We start from the raw sequence: 13,274 nt of genomic DNA, 5'->3' as shown, positions 1-13,274 counted from the left end.
GATAATTGAAATGAAAAAGAAAGCTTTAATTACTGGCGTTACCGGGCAAGACGGTTCTTATCTCGCCGAATTGCTGCTGGAAAAAGGTTACGAAGTTCACGGAATCAAGCGCCGGGCTTCTTCATTCAATACCCAGCGTGTGGACCATATCTATCAGGATCCACATGTCGCCAATCAGAATTTTGTTTTACACTACGGTGATCTTTCCGACGCTTCCAACTTGACCCGTATCATCAAGGAAGTTCAGCCTGATGAGGTCTACAACCTGGGCGCCCAGTCTCATGTTGCGGTAAGTTTTGAGTCGCCCGAGTACACGGCGGATGTCGATGCCTTGGGGACCCTACGTATTCTCGAAGCCATTCGCTTGCTGGGCCTTGAAAAGAAAACCCGCTTCTATCAAGCGTCGACCTCTGAGCTGTATGGCCTCGTCCAGGAGACGCCGCAGCGTGAAACCACGCCCTTTTATCCGCGTTCGCCCTACGCGGTGGCGAAGATGTATGCCTACTGGATCACGGTCAATTACCGTGAAGCCTACGGTATGTATGCCTGCAACGGTATTCTCTTCAACCACGAGTCGCCGCGTCGTGGCGAGACCTTCGTGACCCGCAAGATCACCCGTGCCTTGGCCAATATCAGCCAGGGGCTGGAAGATTGCCTGTACCTGGGCAACATGGACGCGCTGCGTGACTGGGGGCATGCCAAGGACTATGTTCGCATGCAGTGGATGATGCTGCAGCAAGAAGTCGCTGATGACTTCGTCATTGCTACGGGTGTGCAGTACTCGGTTCGCCAGTTCGTCGAGTGGTCAGCAGCGGAGTTGGGTGTCTCGTTGCGCTTCGAAGGCACGGGTGTTGATGAGGTTGCGATCGTTTCCGCCATCGAAGGTGACAAGGCGCCAGCGCTGAAGGTTGGCGATGTCATTGTGCGTGTCGACCCGCGCTACTTCCGTCCTGCGGAAGTGGAAACTTTGCTGGGCGATCCAGCCAAGGCAAAAGAGAAGCTGGGCTGGGTGCCGGAAATTACCGTTCAGGAAATGTGTGCGGAAATGGTCAGCGAAGACCTCAAGGTGGCCCAGCGTCACGCGCTGCTCAAGTCCCATGGACATGACGTGCATGTAGCGGTGGAGCGTTAATCGTGAGCAAAGAAACGGTTTTCGTTGCCGGTGACCGCGGTATGGTCGGCTCGGCATTGATGCGTGCATTGAAGCGCCAGGGCTACACCAACATCGTTACGCGAACCCGGGAAGAGCTCGACCTGCTGGATCAGCGCCAGGTCAGTGCGTTCTTCGCCGAGCAGCAGATTGATCAGGTTTACCTGGCAGCGGCCAAGGTTGGGGGTATTCATGCCAACAATGAATACCCAGCCCAGTTCATCTATGAAAACCTGATGATCGAGGCCAACATAATTCATGGCGCGTACGCCAGCGGCGTAAAAAAGCTGCTGTTTCTCGGGTCTTCGTGTATCTATCCAAAGTTCGCTGAGCAGCCGATTGAAGAGCGAGCTTTGTTGACTGGCGTACTGGAGCCTACCAACGAACCTTACGCCATTGCCAAGATTGCCGGGATCAAGCTGTGTGAAAGTTACAATCGCCAGTATGGGGTGGACTACCGCAGTGTCATGCCGACCAACCTGTACGGTCCTCACGACAACTATCATCCGCAAAACAGCCATGTGATTCCGGCGCTGATTCGCCGTTTTCATGAGGCTAAGGTGCGAGGTGATGAGGAGGTGGTCATCTGGGGCAGCGGCACACCGATGCGCGAGTTTCTGCACGTTGATGATATGGCGGCGGCCTGCCTGCATGTCATGAACATGGAGGCGCAGGTCTATCAGCTGCATACCCAGCCGACCTTGTCACACATTAACGTGGGGACAGGCGTCGACTGCACTATTCGTGAGCTGGCTGAAACCATTTCTCGAGTGACCGGTTATCAGGGGCGTCTTGGCTTTGATGCCAGCAAGCCTGATGGCACGCCAAGAAAGCTGCTGGACGTCTCTCGTTTGAAGAGCCTCGGCTGGCAGGCCTCTATCAGTCTGGAAGACGGTCTGGTCGATGCCTATCAGTGGTTTGTCGAACACGAAAGTTCGGCCAGACGCTAATGGCCGGCTATCTGCAGGCGGATGCATTCCGCACAGTCGTCATGCATACGCCTCTGATAGCGATTGACCTGGTCGTGTTGAACGAGCACGGGCAGGTTCTTCTGGGGGAGAGATTGAATCGCCCTGCGCAGGGGTATTGGTTTACCCCCGGGGGAAGGGTGCGCAAGAACGAGTCCCTGGAACAGGCGTTTCGCCGCATCAGTCACTCCGAGCTCGGGGTGCAACTGTTGATGGCGAATGCGACGTTCCGCGGCGTGTACGAACACTTCTACCGCGATAGTTACTTTTCGGCAGATGAGCACGACTCGGGCACTCACTATGTGGTACTCGCCTATACCCTGTTACTGGCAGATTCGGCACTTGAAAGCCTGCCACGTGAACAGCATGCTGAATATCGCTGGGTCGACGTGCGCACAACTTCGTTGCGCGTGCATCAGCATGTCTTGGACTATTTCGATCAGGGCTGAGGGTTAAGCGAAGCGGGCAGTTGCTCTGTTTCACATGGTCGCTCGGGGTTCTGTCTAGGGTTGCGTCGTATGCTTTTCTACTATCTGCCTTTCATGGTTTCGGCGCTACTCTCGATGCTGGGTGGCAAGCGCAAGCTTTGCTATTGGGGCTTGGCCGCCTTGCTGATTGCCATGTGTGCCTTCCAGGCGCCCGGGGTATCGGACGATCACGGGAACTACCTTGATTATTATGCAGGTATTGTGTCTGGTGAGTTTGGGCCGTTTTTTGTCGAGCCAACTTTTTTTGTTCTGGCGAAGCTGTCTTCGCTACTGACAGGTTCAGCGATACTGCTGTTTGTTTTTTACGCGGCTTTGGGCGTTGGTAGCAAATTTTATGTGATGGAGCGGGCCACGCCGTATCGTTGGTTGAGTGTGGCAATTTACCTATCTTACTTCTTCTTGCTGCAGGACTTCACGCAAATTCGTATCGGTGTGGCCACCGGCTTGGTAATGTGTGCAGCTTACCTGGTGTTTAACGGGCAGTGGTCGAAAGGCCTGGCGGTCTTGTCTGGGGCCGTGTTCTTTCATTACTCGGCCATTCTGTTCCTGCCCTTCATGTTACTTCGCGCAGCCGGAGTGCGCACGGTATTTTATATATACCTGTGCTGCTGCGCGCTGTTTGCACTCTATTTGCTGGATGTCAGTGTGCTTAAAGGGTTTTTACAACTCTTGTCGCTGCTGGAGAATCCTAGGCTCGATTTTTATATTGATAATATTCTTAGTGGTCAGGGCGGGTCGATTAACTTCTTTCGGGCGATTTTTCATTTTGCGCTGTTAACGCCGTTAGTCTTGATGTTTGCTCGTATACAGCGTCATCAGCCCTTTATCGCTTACTCGGTGATCCTCCATCTTAGTGGCTTGCTGATCTTGCTGGCATTGCACGATGCCCAGGTTGTGGCCTACCGGATATCGGATATTTTCAATCATTTCATGGTATTCTCGCTGCTTGCGTACGCCATTCTGTTTGGTCGCGTTGTCGGCGCTGCAGGGATGCTCGCAGTATCAACATTCCAAATCATCTATGTGTTGCAAGTCCTAGGCTTTGTGCAACCGTATACTTCGGTCCTGGGTGGCTTATGATTTTACCTATTGTGATGGCTGGCGGCTCTGGGTCGCGTTTGTGGCCAATGTCCCGTGAGCTCAACCCGAAGCAATTCCTGTCATTGGCAGAAGAGCACACCATGCTCCAGGTGACGGTCGAGCGCCTGTCCGGTCTTACCGATCTGAAACCGCAAATCATCTGCAACGAAGCTCATCGTTTTGTTGCCGCGGAACAGATGCGGCAGTTGGGTTTCGATGATTGCGAGCTTCTTCTCGAGCCTGTGGCGCGCAACACCGCCGCTGCTATTACGCTTGCTGCCCTTAAGGCTGTACAGGACGGTCAGGATCCGGTTCTGCTGGTACTGGCGGCTGATCACCTGATCAGTGATGCCGAGGTTTTCCAGCAGTGCATTCGTAGCGCATTGCCGCTGGCTGAGGCAGGCAAGCTGGTAACCTTCGGCATCCAGCCGCTGTCGCCGGAAACTGGCTACGGCTATATCGAACAGGGCCAGGCAGTAGGGGCTGGGTATGCGATTGCACGGTTCGTCGAGAAGCCTGACCTGGCCACCGCCCAACGCTATCTGGCCAGCAAGAAGTTCCTGTGGAACAGCGGTATGTTTCTGTTCAAAGCAAGCCGTTTGCTTGACGAGGTCAAGGCGTTTGCTCCGCAGATCCATGCTTGCTGCGCCGAAGCACTGGAGCAAAGTTCCCGTGATCTGCATTTCACCCGCGTTGGTGCCGAGGCCTTTGCACGCTGCCCGAGCGACTCCATCGACTACGCCGTCATGGAAAAGACTGCCGATGCAGTAGTAGTGCCGATGAATGCCGGCTGGAACGATATCGGTTCTTGGTCCGCCTTATGGGATGTTGGCCAGAAGGATGAAAGTGGCAACGTCGTCAGTGGCGATGTCATGGCTGATGAAGTGGAGCACAGCTACATCAAGTCCACCAGCCGCCTGGTGGCTGCCGTGGGTGTCCGCGACCTGATCATCGTTGAGACCAAGGATGCTCTGCTGGTAGCGCACAAGGACAAGGTCCAGGGCGTCAAGAAGATTGTTGAGCAGCTCAAGGCCCAGCAGCGCCAGGAGTTTCATTGCAACAGCGAAGTGTATCGCCCGTGGGGTAGCTACGAGGCCATAGACCAGGGGCATCGGTACCAGGTCAAGCGTATCACTGTAAAGCCGGGCGCCAAGCTGTCGGTGCAGATGCATCATCACCGTGCCGAGCACTGGATCGTGGTCAGCGGTACGGCGAAGGTCACCAATGGCAAGGAAACCTACCTGGTGACCGAAAACCAGTCGACCTATATTCCTATCGGTCAGGTGCATGCCCTGGAGAACCCGGGCAAAGTGCCCCTCGAGCTGATCGAGGTGCAATCGGGTTCCTATCTGGGTGAAGACGACATTGTTCGTTTCGAAGATATCTACGGGCGGGCGTAAGCGAGGGGTTGGGGTTGAAAGTCTTAGTTGCGAGTTGTGTTTTTCCACCCGAGCCGGTGGTGAGTGCCAGAACCAGTGCTGATGTCGCCCAGTACCTGCATGCCCAAGGGCATGAGGTGCTGGTGGCATGTCCGACACCAACCCGCAACGTCGCCGCCGAAGGGCTGGATGAGAAGATCGCCGGTTTGAACATGCCGTTCCCGGTGTCGCGCCTGTTTGCCTTTTCTTCGAAAAAATCCAGCTTCGTCTCACGATTTCTGGAGAACATCTCTTTCGGGTTGTCAGTATTTTTCTTCATCTTGCGTCAGCGCAAGGTTGATGTGATCTACGCCAACGTGTGGCCGTTGTTTTCCCTCGGCCTGCTGCTGATGGCGGCCAGGCTCAAGGGCATCAAGGTGGTTGCCAGTGTGCAGGACCTGTATCCGGAGTCCTTGGCTGTGCAAAAGCGCATCGAGGAAACTGGCGGCATTTATCGCGGCCTGCTCAAGCTTGATACGCTTATCGCGCGTAACTGCGATCACCTGGTGGTGATTTCCGATGGCTTCCATCGTGCCTATACCGAGACGCGAAAAATCGATCCATCGAAGGTGACGCTGGTCAGAAACTGGGTGCAAGGCAGTCAGATTCAGGCCTTACCCAAGGAGCAGGCGCGAGCGGAGCTTGAGAAGGTGATGGGCTTGCGCCTGGCGCCTGAACAGTTTCTTTTCGTGTATGGCGGCAATATGGGCGTCGCTTCCGGCCTGGATGAGTTCATGGGGTATCTGGATGGCGTCGATCCGCGGGCAGTGTTCCTGTTTGCAGGTGACGGATCGCTGGTGCCGGAGCTCAAGCGGTTGCTACAGGCGCGCGGTCTGGAATCCCGTTGCCACTTCCTTTCGCCCTGGCCGTTCGAACTGACTCCGGCAGTGTTCGGTGCCGCAGATGCTTTGTTGCTGCCAACCGCCGCAGGTCAGGAGTTCGCCTCAGTGCCTTCCAAGCTGATCACCTATATGCTGGCTGGTCGGCCCATTCTGTTGCTGGCCGATGAGCGCAGCGAGTCGGCGATCGAGCTGGGCAAATCGGATGCGGGCCATACCATAGGCGTGCGTACCAATGCGGCAGTGCTGGAGGGGATGAACTATTTGCTCAATGCCTCATCTGAGCGTCTGGCCGCAATGGGAAGCAACGGTCGTGAATACGCCCAGGAGTTTTACTCGGCTGAGCGAGCAGTGCCCAAACTGAAGGCAATTGTTGAGGATGTCTATGAAGCTTGAACGGGTTAGGTTGGTTGACAGTGCTCAGGTCCAGGCATTTGCCGACTTGCATGTTCAGGCGTTTCCAGGCTTTTTTCTCAGTCAGTTGGGGCCGAAGTTCCTGGCCTTGCTCTACACCCATTACCTGCAGTCCGAACAGTGCGCCTGCATCCTTGCCTCTGACGATTCGGCAGGCCGGACGCCCAAGGGGTTGGCGGTTGCCATTCGCCAGCCATCGCTGTTCTACAAGGACCTGTTTGCCAAGCATTGGCTGGCATTTGCCTTGCGCGCCTTGCCGAGCCTGCTGAAGAACCCGTTGTTCGTCGCCAAAAAATTATGGGCGGCGGTGTTTTATCGAGGCGATCAGGTCGAGAGTCTCGATGCCGAGAATGCGGTGCTGCTGAGCACCATTTCGGTGTCGCCGCAGGCGCAGGGGCAGGGTGTGGGCAGGCAACTGCTGCAAGAAGTAGAGGCGTGGGCTGCCGAATCCGGCGCCGCTTTTGTGTACCTGACAACTGATCGCGATGCCAATGTCGAGGTCAACAGTTTTTATCAACGCAATGGTTATGTGCTGGAGTCCACGCTGAAGAAAAGTGGCAATCGCATCATGAACCGTTACATCAAACGCTTGCGGTGAACTTATGCAGAATACTCCGTTCCTGCCCTTCGCTCTTCCTGAACTGGGTGAAGAGGAAATCAATGAAGTTGTCGATACCTTGCGTTCCGGCTGGGTGACCACCGGGCCAAAAGCCAAGCAATTCGAAGCGGACTTTTCCAGTTTTCTTGGTGGTGATGTTGAAAGCATTGCCGTGAACTCGGCAACCGCCGGGCTGCACCTGGCGCTGGAAGCCATTGGTATCGGCCCAGGCGATGAAGTCATTCTGCCGTCCTATACCTTCACGGCAACTGCCGAGGTTGTCCGGTATCTGGGCGGCACGCCGGTTATCGTGGATGTGCTGGAGGAGACCTTCAATATCGATCCGGCGGCGATCGAGGCGGCGATTACCGACAAGACCCGTGCGATCATGCCTGTGCACTTCGCCGGCCTGAGCTGTGACATGGATGCGATTTTGCAGATTGCCCGGCGCCATGGCCTGAAGGTGGTGGAAGATGCTGCGCATGCACTGCCAACCACCTGGAAAGGCAGCAAGATCGGTACCCTCGAGTCCGATATCACAGTGTTCAGTTTCTACGCCAACAAAACCATGACCACCGGTGAAGGCGGCATGCTGGTGACCCGCAATGCGGAACTGGCCAAGCGCTGCCGGATCATGCGCCTGCACGGCATCAGTCGCGATGCCTTCGATCGTTATGTGTCGAAGACGCCGGCATGGTTCTACGAAATTGTCGCTCCCGGTTTCAAATACAACATGAGCGACGTCGCTGCCGCCATGGGCATCCACCAGTTGCGTCGCCTTGAAGGTTTTCAGCTCAAGCGTCAGGCCATGGCCGAGCGTTACCTTGAGGCGCTGAGCGATCTGCCATTGGTGTTGCCGCCTTTGGCCGCTGCTGGCGACATGCATGCATGGCATCTGTTCCCGCTGCGTCTGCGCGCAGAGGCAAATATCAAGCGCGACGACTTCATCATCAAGATGGCCGAACTGGGCATTGGTTGCTCGGTGCATTTCATTCCGCTGCACCTGCAACCCTACTGGCGTGAAAGCTGTGCCCTGAGTCCCGAGCAGTTCCCGGTAGCCCAGAGCCTGTTCGAGCAGGAGGTTTCGATCCCGCTCTACACCAAGATGACCGAAGCCGACCAGGAACGTGTGATTGCGGCGGTGCGATCGGTGTTGGCCAATGCTTAAGCGGCTCTTTGACATTGTCTGTGCTGCGCTGGGTCTCCTGGTGCTGTCGCCGTTGCTGTTGGCGATTTTTCTGTGGGTCAAGCTGGATTCGCCCGGGCCGGTATTCTTTCGACAGGAGCGTGTCGGACGTTTTGGCAATCTGTTCAGGATTCATAAGTTCCGGACCATGAAGCTGCACGCGGAAAGTGCCGGGCGCCTGACCATCGGCGAAGATTCGCGCATCACCCGTTCGGGCCGTTTTTTGCGCCGCACCAAGATCGATGAGCTGCCGCAGCTCATCGACGTGTTGCTGGGGGACATGAGCCTGGTCGGACCGCGCCCGGAAGTACCAGAATTCATGAACTGCTATGAAGAATCGGTGCGCCGCAAAGTGCTCTCGGTGCGCCCAGGGATCACTGATCGGGCATCCATTGAGATGGTTGATGAAAGTTTGATCCTGGGTCAGTACCCGGATCCTCGGCAGGCCTATATTGATGTAATTCTGCCAATCAAGCAGAAGTACTATCTGGAGTATGTCGAGCAACATGGTGTCGTGACCGATATCAAGATCATTTTTGCCACACTTGCAAAGATCGTTTCTCGATGAGGAAGCCGTTACCCTGGTAAATCACAGGGTGGTGATGAATTGTTGCCACCGCTGGAGCGCCGGGAACGGGGTGTATGAACATGGAATGCTGCAGCAATGGCAGTGTCGGCTCAGGCGTAGTGGAGTTTGAAGATGGTGAAATACGATAGGCTACGGCTCTGGCTGGTTTCATTGCCGCGCCGTTACAAACGGTTGATTCAAGTCGCGGCAGACGTGGTACTGGTCTGGATTGCGCTGTGGATGGCGTTTGTCGTTCGCCTGGGTATTGAAGAAGCCATCAACCCGTTCACCACGCACCTGTGGATATTTGTTACCGCGCCGTTGATTGCCATTCCGCTGTTTATCCGTTTCGGCATGTACCGTGCGGTGATGCGCTACTTCGGCAACGATGCGCTGGTGACCATTATCAAGGCGGTGAGCCTCTCCTCGCTGATACTGGGCGTAGCGGTTTACTGGTACAGCAACCATCAAGTCGTGATCCCCCGTTCGATCGTGTTCAACTATTGGTGGCTGAGTCTGATCATGGTCGGAGGCTTGCGCCTGGCCATGCGTCAGTATTTTCTCGGTGACTGGTTCGCGGGCATTCAGAATGTACCTTTTACCAACCGTGACGATGGTTTGCCCAAGGTAGCCATCTACGGTGCCGGGGCTGCGGGCAACCAGCTTGTGGCCGCGTTGCGCATGGGCAAGGTGATGCGTCCGGTTGCATTCATCGATGATGACGCCAGCATCACTGACCGGACGATTTCCGGTCTGCAGGTTTTCAAGTCCAAGCATATCCAGCGCATGGTCGATATGACTGGCGCCCAGGAAATTCTCCTGGCCATTCCGTCTGCCACGCGCGCGCGCCGGCGGGAGATACTCAGTTACCTGGAAGGCTTCCCGCTGCATGTGCGCAGTGTGCCCGGCTTCATGGATCTGGCCAGTGGCCGGGTCAAGGTCGATGATATCCAGGAAGTGGATATCGCCGACCTGCTAGGCCGCGACGCGGTTCCGGCACAGGATGACCTGATCGAACGTTGCATCAAGGGGCAGTCGGTAATGGTGACCGGGGCCGGCGGTTCGATCGGTTCGGAGCTGTGCCGGCAGATCCTCAAGTCGCAACCTACTACCTTGCTGTTGTTCGAGCACAGTGAGTTCAACCTCTACACCATTCTCAGCGAGCTGGAGCAGACCATCAGCAGGTCTTCGTTGCCGGTAAGGGTCTTGCCTATTCTTGGCTCCATCCGTAATCAGGCGCAGTTGCTGGATGTCATGAAGACCTGGAGTGTCGATACGGTGTATCACGCTGCAGCCTACAAGCATGTTCCCATGGTTGAGCACAATATCGCCGAAGGCGTGTTGAACAACGTCATCGGCACGCTCAATACGGCGCAAAGCGCATTGCAGGCCGGAGTTGCCAACTTTGTCCTTATCTCCACGGACAAGGCGGTTCGTCCCACCAATATCATGGGCAGTACCAAGCGTCTGGCGGAAATGACCCTGCAGGCACTCAGCCAGGAGCTCGCGCCGGTTCTGTTTGGTGACTCGGACAAGGTCTCCCAGGTCAACAAGACGCGTTTTACCATGGTGCGGTTCGGCAACGTGCTGGGCTCGTCAGGCTCGGTGATTCCGTTGTTCCACAAGCAGATCAAGGCGGGCGGGCCACTGACGGTCACCCACCCGAAGATCACTCGCTACTTCATGACCATCCCCGAGGCGGCCCAGTTGGTTATCCAGGCCGGCTCCATGGGGCAGGGTGGGGATGTGTTCGTGCTGGACATGGGCGAGCCGGTCCGCATTGCCGAACTTGCGGAAAAAATGATCCACCTTTCCGGGCTAAGTGTGCGTTCTGAAAAGAATCCGCACGGCGACATCGCCATTGAGTTCACCGGCCTGCGTCCAGGCGAAAAACTCTATGAAGAGTTACTGATCGGTGACAACGTCGTTGCTACCCGACACCCGATGATCATGAGCGCTGCCGAGGATCATCTGCCTTGGGAGACGCTCAAGGAGCGTCTGCACCGGCTACTGGCGGCGGTTGCCGATGATGACTACGGGCGGGTTCGCCAGTTGCTGCGTGAAACCGTTAGTGGCTATACGCCGGACGGTGAAATTGTCGACTGGATCTATCAGCAGCGCCGCCTGGATCCCTGATCTGTACACATTAAATTGTGAGCCGCGCGCTGCCTTGTCTTCATCTGGGAGTGTTGATAGGGTGGTTCTTCGTGAAGCGTATAAAACGGTGAGGCGTTAATGGCATTCCTTACACCTGCTGAACTGGCGTCAAAAGGGTTCAAGAAACTGGGTTCCAACGTACTGATCAGTGACAAGGCCTCTATTTACAACTGCGACCAGATCGAGATCGGCGATAACTCCCGAATTGACGATTTCTGTGTCGTCTCCGGTAAGGTGTCGATCGGTCGCAATGTGCATATCGCTGTTTTCTGCAATGTTGCCGGTGGCGAGCCAGGTATCACCCTGGAAGATTTTTCTGGCCTGGCCTATGGCTGTCATGTATTTGCCCAGTCCGATGACTATTCCGGCAAGACCATGACCAATCCTACGGTCCCCGCACAGTTCAAGGGCGAGACCAAGGCCGCGGTCCGACTTGGTCGTCACGTGATCATCGGCACTTCGTCGATCGTAGTGCCCGGAGTCAACGTCGAGGATGGCTGTTCTGTCGGGGCGATGACCCTGGTGACCAAGTCCACCGAAGCCTGGGGTATCTATTTCGGAATCCCTGCCAAGCGAATCAAGAATCGCAACAAGGGCCTGCTCGAGTTGGAAACGCAGTACCTGTCGACACCCTGAGTCAAAACGCGCCGCTCTGGCGCGCCGGGATATTGTCGATCAATTGTGCTGGAATACCCTGACTGCCGTTCGTCTGTTTCTGGCGGGTAAACCCGAGAAAATGCCTATTTTGCTGGGCTTTGCGACCTTTTGATCGGGAACTTTTCCCACAAAGATTGGCCAAATAGTGGTTTGCCTTTGCGTAAACTGTCACAATGCGCGCCTTTCTCGTCTGATGACAGGGAAGTTTCTCCGGGATCGAGTCAATGGGCAGGGAGTGCTGCCTACCAGGATTTTGGTGACACCTCGCTTGTCGTTGGAGCCATTGTTACTCGACCAGGCAGGCATGTGCGTGACCAGCATTTCCCGTATACCCCCCGTAAGCCAAAGTAGCGATATCGATTTTTTTGCCGTGGTTCAAAGCCTCTGGAAGCAGAAATTTCTGATTGTTGCTGTCACTCTGGCAGTTGGGGCGGCGGCGGGAGCCTATGCCTTCCTCACCACTCCCGAGTATCAGGTCAGCACCACGCTGCGCCCTGCTGCGCTCAACGATCTGGATGCCCTGAACCGCTCTGGTGTTTACTCGCTGCCGCGTGAGCAGGCGCTCACCCGCGTCGGCGCCGCGCTTGATTCCTACGATGTGCGCCTGGGTTACTTCCGCGCCAATCCTCAGCTTTTCGCTCCTTTGCGCATGCCTGGCCAGACCGACGAACAAGCTTTCGAAGAGTTCAACCGCAATTCCATCAAGCTGGTGCAGCCGGACCCCAAAAAGAAGGTTGACCTGCTCAGCGCCTACATTGGCATGGAGTTGCGCTATCCAAAGAATGTCGACGGTGACGAGATCCTCAACGGCTTCGTTAAATACGCCATTGAAAGCGAGCGCCAGCAAGTGGCCTCGGACTTGTCGGTCATTATTAAGAACCGCTTGAACGAACTGGATGGCAAGCTCGACGCAGCCCGTGCTGGATATGAAGCAGGCAAGGAGTCACAAATTGCCACGCTGCTGGAGAAGGACAATCTCACGCGCGCGCAACTGCAAGATGAACTTCGGGCACTGCGCGTTCAGCTCAAGGCGCGCCGTGCCGACCGAATCGCCCAGCTGGATGAAGCCATCAGCATCGCCCGTTCGCTGGGCTTGAAGAAGCCGTCTACCCCTTCGGCCATGGCCAGCGAAGGCGAGTCTGGTGGCAATGTGATCCGTACTGAGGTCAATAACCAGCAGATCCCGCTGTACTTCATGGGTACCGATGCCCTGGAGGCCGAGCGCAAGGCCCTCCGTCAGCGAACTTCCGATGACTTCACCGACCCGCGGGTGGCGCAGATCGGCAAAGAACTCATGCTGCTGAAGAACAATCGCCGGATCGAATCATTGAAACAGCGTGAGAACGAAGATGTGTTCTTGCAGAACATCGAACCGTTGCGTTCTGAAATGGCCCGCTTGAAAAAGCTCGATATCGATGTGATGCGCTTGAATCTGGTCACCATTGACCAGTACGCGCTGGAGCCACTCAAACCTATCTGGCCGAAAAAGTCGCTGATGATTCTAGCGGGCCTGGCCGTGGGGGGCATGTTGGGGGTGTTGCTGGCGATCATTCGTTACTTTGTCGTCTTGCGGATGACGAAGGTGGCAAAGGGCGGCGAGCCATTGGGCAATCCCCAGTAAGTCAACACAGGTTCGCAGCACTTGTACGGGCTGCGAGCAGATCCGCTACCTGGCTCCGTGAAAGGGGCATGGTTACTTCTCAAGTTAATGTGCACGGCAGACGGCTTTCTTGAAGGGCCGCGGCCAGCAT

Annotated in this window: 12 protein-coding genes; all 12 read left to right on the top strand. The window is 55.9% G+C overall.

The features are described 5' to 3' along the window. Nucleotides 1–10: 10 nt before the first annotated feature. The gene (gmd, locus tag ABIE20_RS08105; protein WP_045195372.1) at nucleotides 11–1,132 is read left to right on the top strand and encodes a GDP-mannose 4,6-dehydratase; all 1,122 of its coding nucleotides are present in this window, start codon (nucleotides 11–13) and stop codon (nucleotides 1,130–1,132) included. Nucleotides 1,133–1,134: 2 nt separating this feature from the next. Further along, nucleotides 1,135–2,100, top strand: coding sequence for a GDP-L-fucose synthase (gene fcl / locus ABIE20_RS08100; RefSeq protein WP_429504200.1), 966 nt, complete (start codon nucleotides 1,135–1,137; stop codon nucleotides 2,098–2,100). Then, nucleotides 2,100–2,567 (top strand): GDP-mannose mannosyl hydrolase, encoded by a 468-nt coding sequence (locus ABIE20_RS08095; protein ID WP_429504198.1) that lies wholly within the window; start codon nucleotides 2,100–2,102, stop codon nucleotides 2,565–2,567. Before fcl ends, ABIE20_RS08095 begins: the two co-directional genes overlap by 1 nt. A gap of 69 nt (nucleotides 2,568–2,636) precedes the next feature. Next, on the top strand, nucleotides 2,637–3,686 hold the full coding sequence (locus ABIE20_RS08090; RefSeq protein ID WP_429504197.1) for an EpsG family protein: 1,050 nt from the start codon (nucleotides 2,637–2,639) through the stop codon (nucleotides 3,684–3,686). After that, entirely contained in the window at nucleotides 3,683–5,086 is a 1,404-nt protein-coding gene (locus tag ABIE20_RS08085; RefSeq protein ID WP_429504195.1) for a mannose-1-phosphate guanylyltransferase/mannose-6-phosphate isomerase, read from the top strand. The genes ABIE20_RS08090 and ABIE20_RS08085 overlap by 4 nt, the downstream gene beginning before the upstream one ends. 59 nt (nucleotides 5,087–5,145) lie before the next feature. Then, nucleotides 5,146–6,339 (top strand): glycosyltransferase family 4 protein, encoded by a 1,194-nt coding sequence (locus ABIE20_RS08080; RefSeq protein WP_429504193.1) that lies wholly within the window; start codon nucleotides 5,146–5,148, stop codon nucleotides 6,337–6,339. Continuing rightward, nucleotides 6,323–6,955: a GNAT family N-acetyltransferase gene (locus ABIE20_RS08075; RefSeq protein ID WP_429504191.1), complete on the top strand. Its 633-nt coding sequence runs from the start codon at nucleotides 6,323–6,325 to the stop codon at nucleotides 6,953–6,955. The genes ABIE20_RS08080 and ABIE20_RS08075 overlap by 17 nt, the downstream gene beginning before the upstream one ends. A gap of 4 nt (nucleotides 6,956–6,959) precedes the next feature. Beyond that, nucleotides 6,960–8,123, top strand: coding sequence for a DegT/DnrJ/EryC1/StrS family aminotransferase (locus ABIE20_RS08070; protein ID WP_429504189.1), 1,164 nt, complete (start codon nucleotides 6,960–6,962; stop codon nucleotides 8,121–8,123). After that, complete coding sequence (locus ABIE20_RS08065; protein WP_045195354.1) at nucleotides 8,116–8,709, top strand: sugar transferase; 594 nt, start codon at nucleotides 8,116–8,118, stop codon at nucleotides 8,707–8,709. The genes ABIE20_RS08070 and ABIE20_RS08065 overlap by 8 nt, the downstream gene beginning before the upstream one ends. A gap of 132 nt (nucleotides 8,710–8,841) precedes the next feature. Then, entirely contained in the window at nucleotides 8,842–10,845 is a 2,004-nt protein-coding gene (locus tag ABIE20_RS08060) for a polysaccharide biosynthesis protein (protein ID WP_429504187.1), read from the top strand. 99 nt (nucleotides 10,846–10,944) lie between these two features. Next, nucleotides 10,945–11,502, top strand: coding sequence for an acyltransferase (locus ABIE20_RS08055; protein ID WP_093380442.1), 558 nt, complete (start codon nucleotides 10,945–10,947; stop codon nucleotides 11,500–11,502). Nucleotides 11,503–11,833: 331 nt separating this feature from the next. After that, the gene (locus tag ABIE20_RS08050) at nucleotides 11,834–13,144 is read left to right on the top strand and encodes a Wzz/FepE/Etk N-terminal domain-containing protein (protein ID WP_429504185.1); all 1,311 of its coding nucleotides are present in this window, start codon (nucleotides 11,834–11,836) and stop codon (nucleotides 13,142–13,144) included. Nucleotides 13,145–13,274 lie beyond the last annotated feature (130 nt).

Source organism: Pseudomonas sp. 2835, from assembly GCF_050435905.1.
In the GTDB taxonomy this organism is placed as follows: Bacteria; Pseudomonadota; Gammaproteobacteria; order Pseudomonadales; family Pseudomonadaceae; genus Aquipseudomonas.
This window is presented reverse-complemented; position numbering and strand designations above follow the sequence as displayed.

Excerpts from the sequence above, each read along its gene's own strand:
- gmd (WP_045195372.1), top strand. The coding sequence starts at position 11 with ATGAAAAAGAAAGCTTTAATTACTGGCGTTACCGGGCAAGACGGTTCT.
- ABIE20_RS08095 (WP_429504198.1), top strand. The coding sequence starts at position 2,100 with ATGGCCGGCTATCTGCAGGCGGATGCATTCCGCACAGTCGTCATGCAT.
- ABIE20_RS08090 (WP_429504197.1), top strand. The coding sequence starts at position 2,637 with ATGCTTTTCTACTATCTGCCTTTCATGGTTTCGGCGCTACTCTCGATG.
- ABIE20_RS08085 (WP_429504195.1), top strand. The coding sequence starts at position 3,683 with ATGATTTTACCTATTGTGATGGCTGGCGGCTCTGGGTCGCGTTTGTGG.
- ABIE20_RS08075 (WP_429504191.1), top strand. The coding sequence starts at position 6,323 with ATGTCTATGAAGCTTGAACGGGTTAGGTTGGTTGACAGTGCTCAGGTC.
- ABIE20_RS08070 (WP_429504189.1), top strand. The coding sequence starts at position 6,960 with ATGCAGAATACTCCGTTCCTGCCCTTCGCTCTTCCTGAACTGGGTGAA.
- ABIE20_RS08065 (WP_045195354.1), top strand. The coding sequence starts at position 8,116 with ATGCTTAAGCGGCTCTTTGACATTGTCTGTGCTGCGCTGGGTCTCCTG.
- ABIE20_RS08060 (WP_429504187.1), top strand. The coding sequence starts at position 8,842 with ATGGTGAAATACGATAGGCTACGGCTCTGGCTGGTTTCATTGCCGCGC.
- ABIE20_RS08055 (WP_093380442.1), top strand. The coding sequence starts at position 10,945 with ATGGCATTCCTTACACCTGCTGAACTGGCGTCAAAAGGGTTCAAGAAA.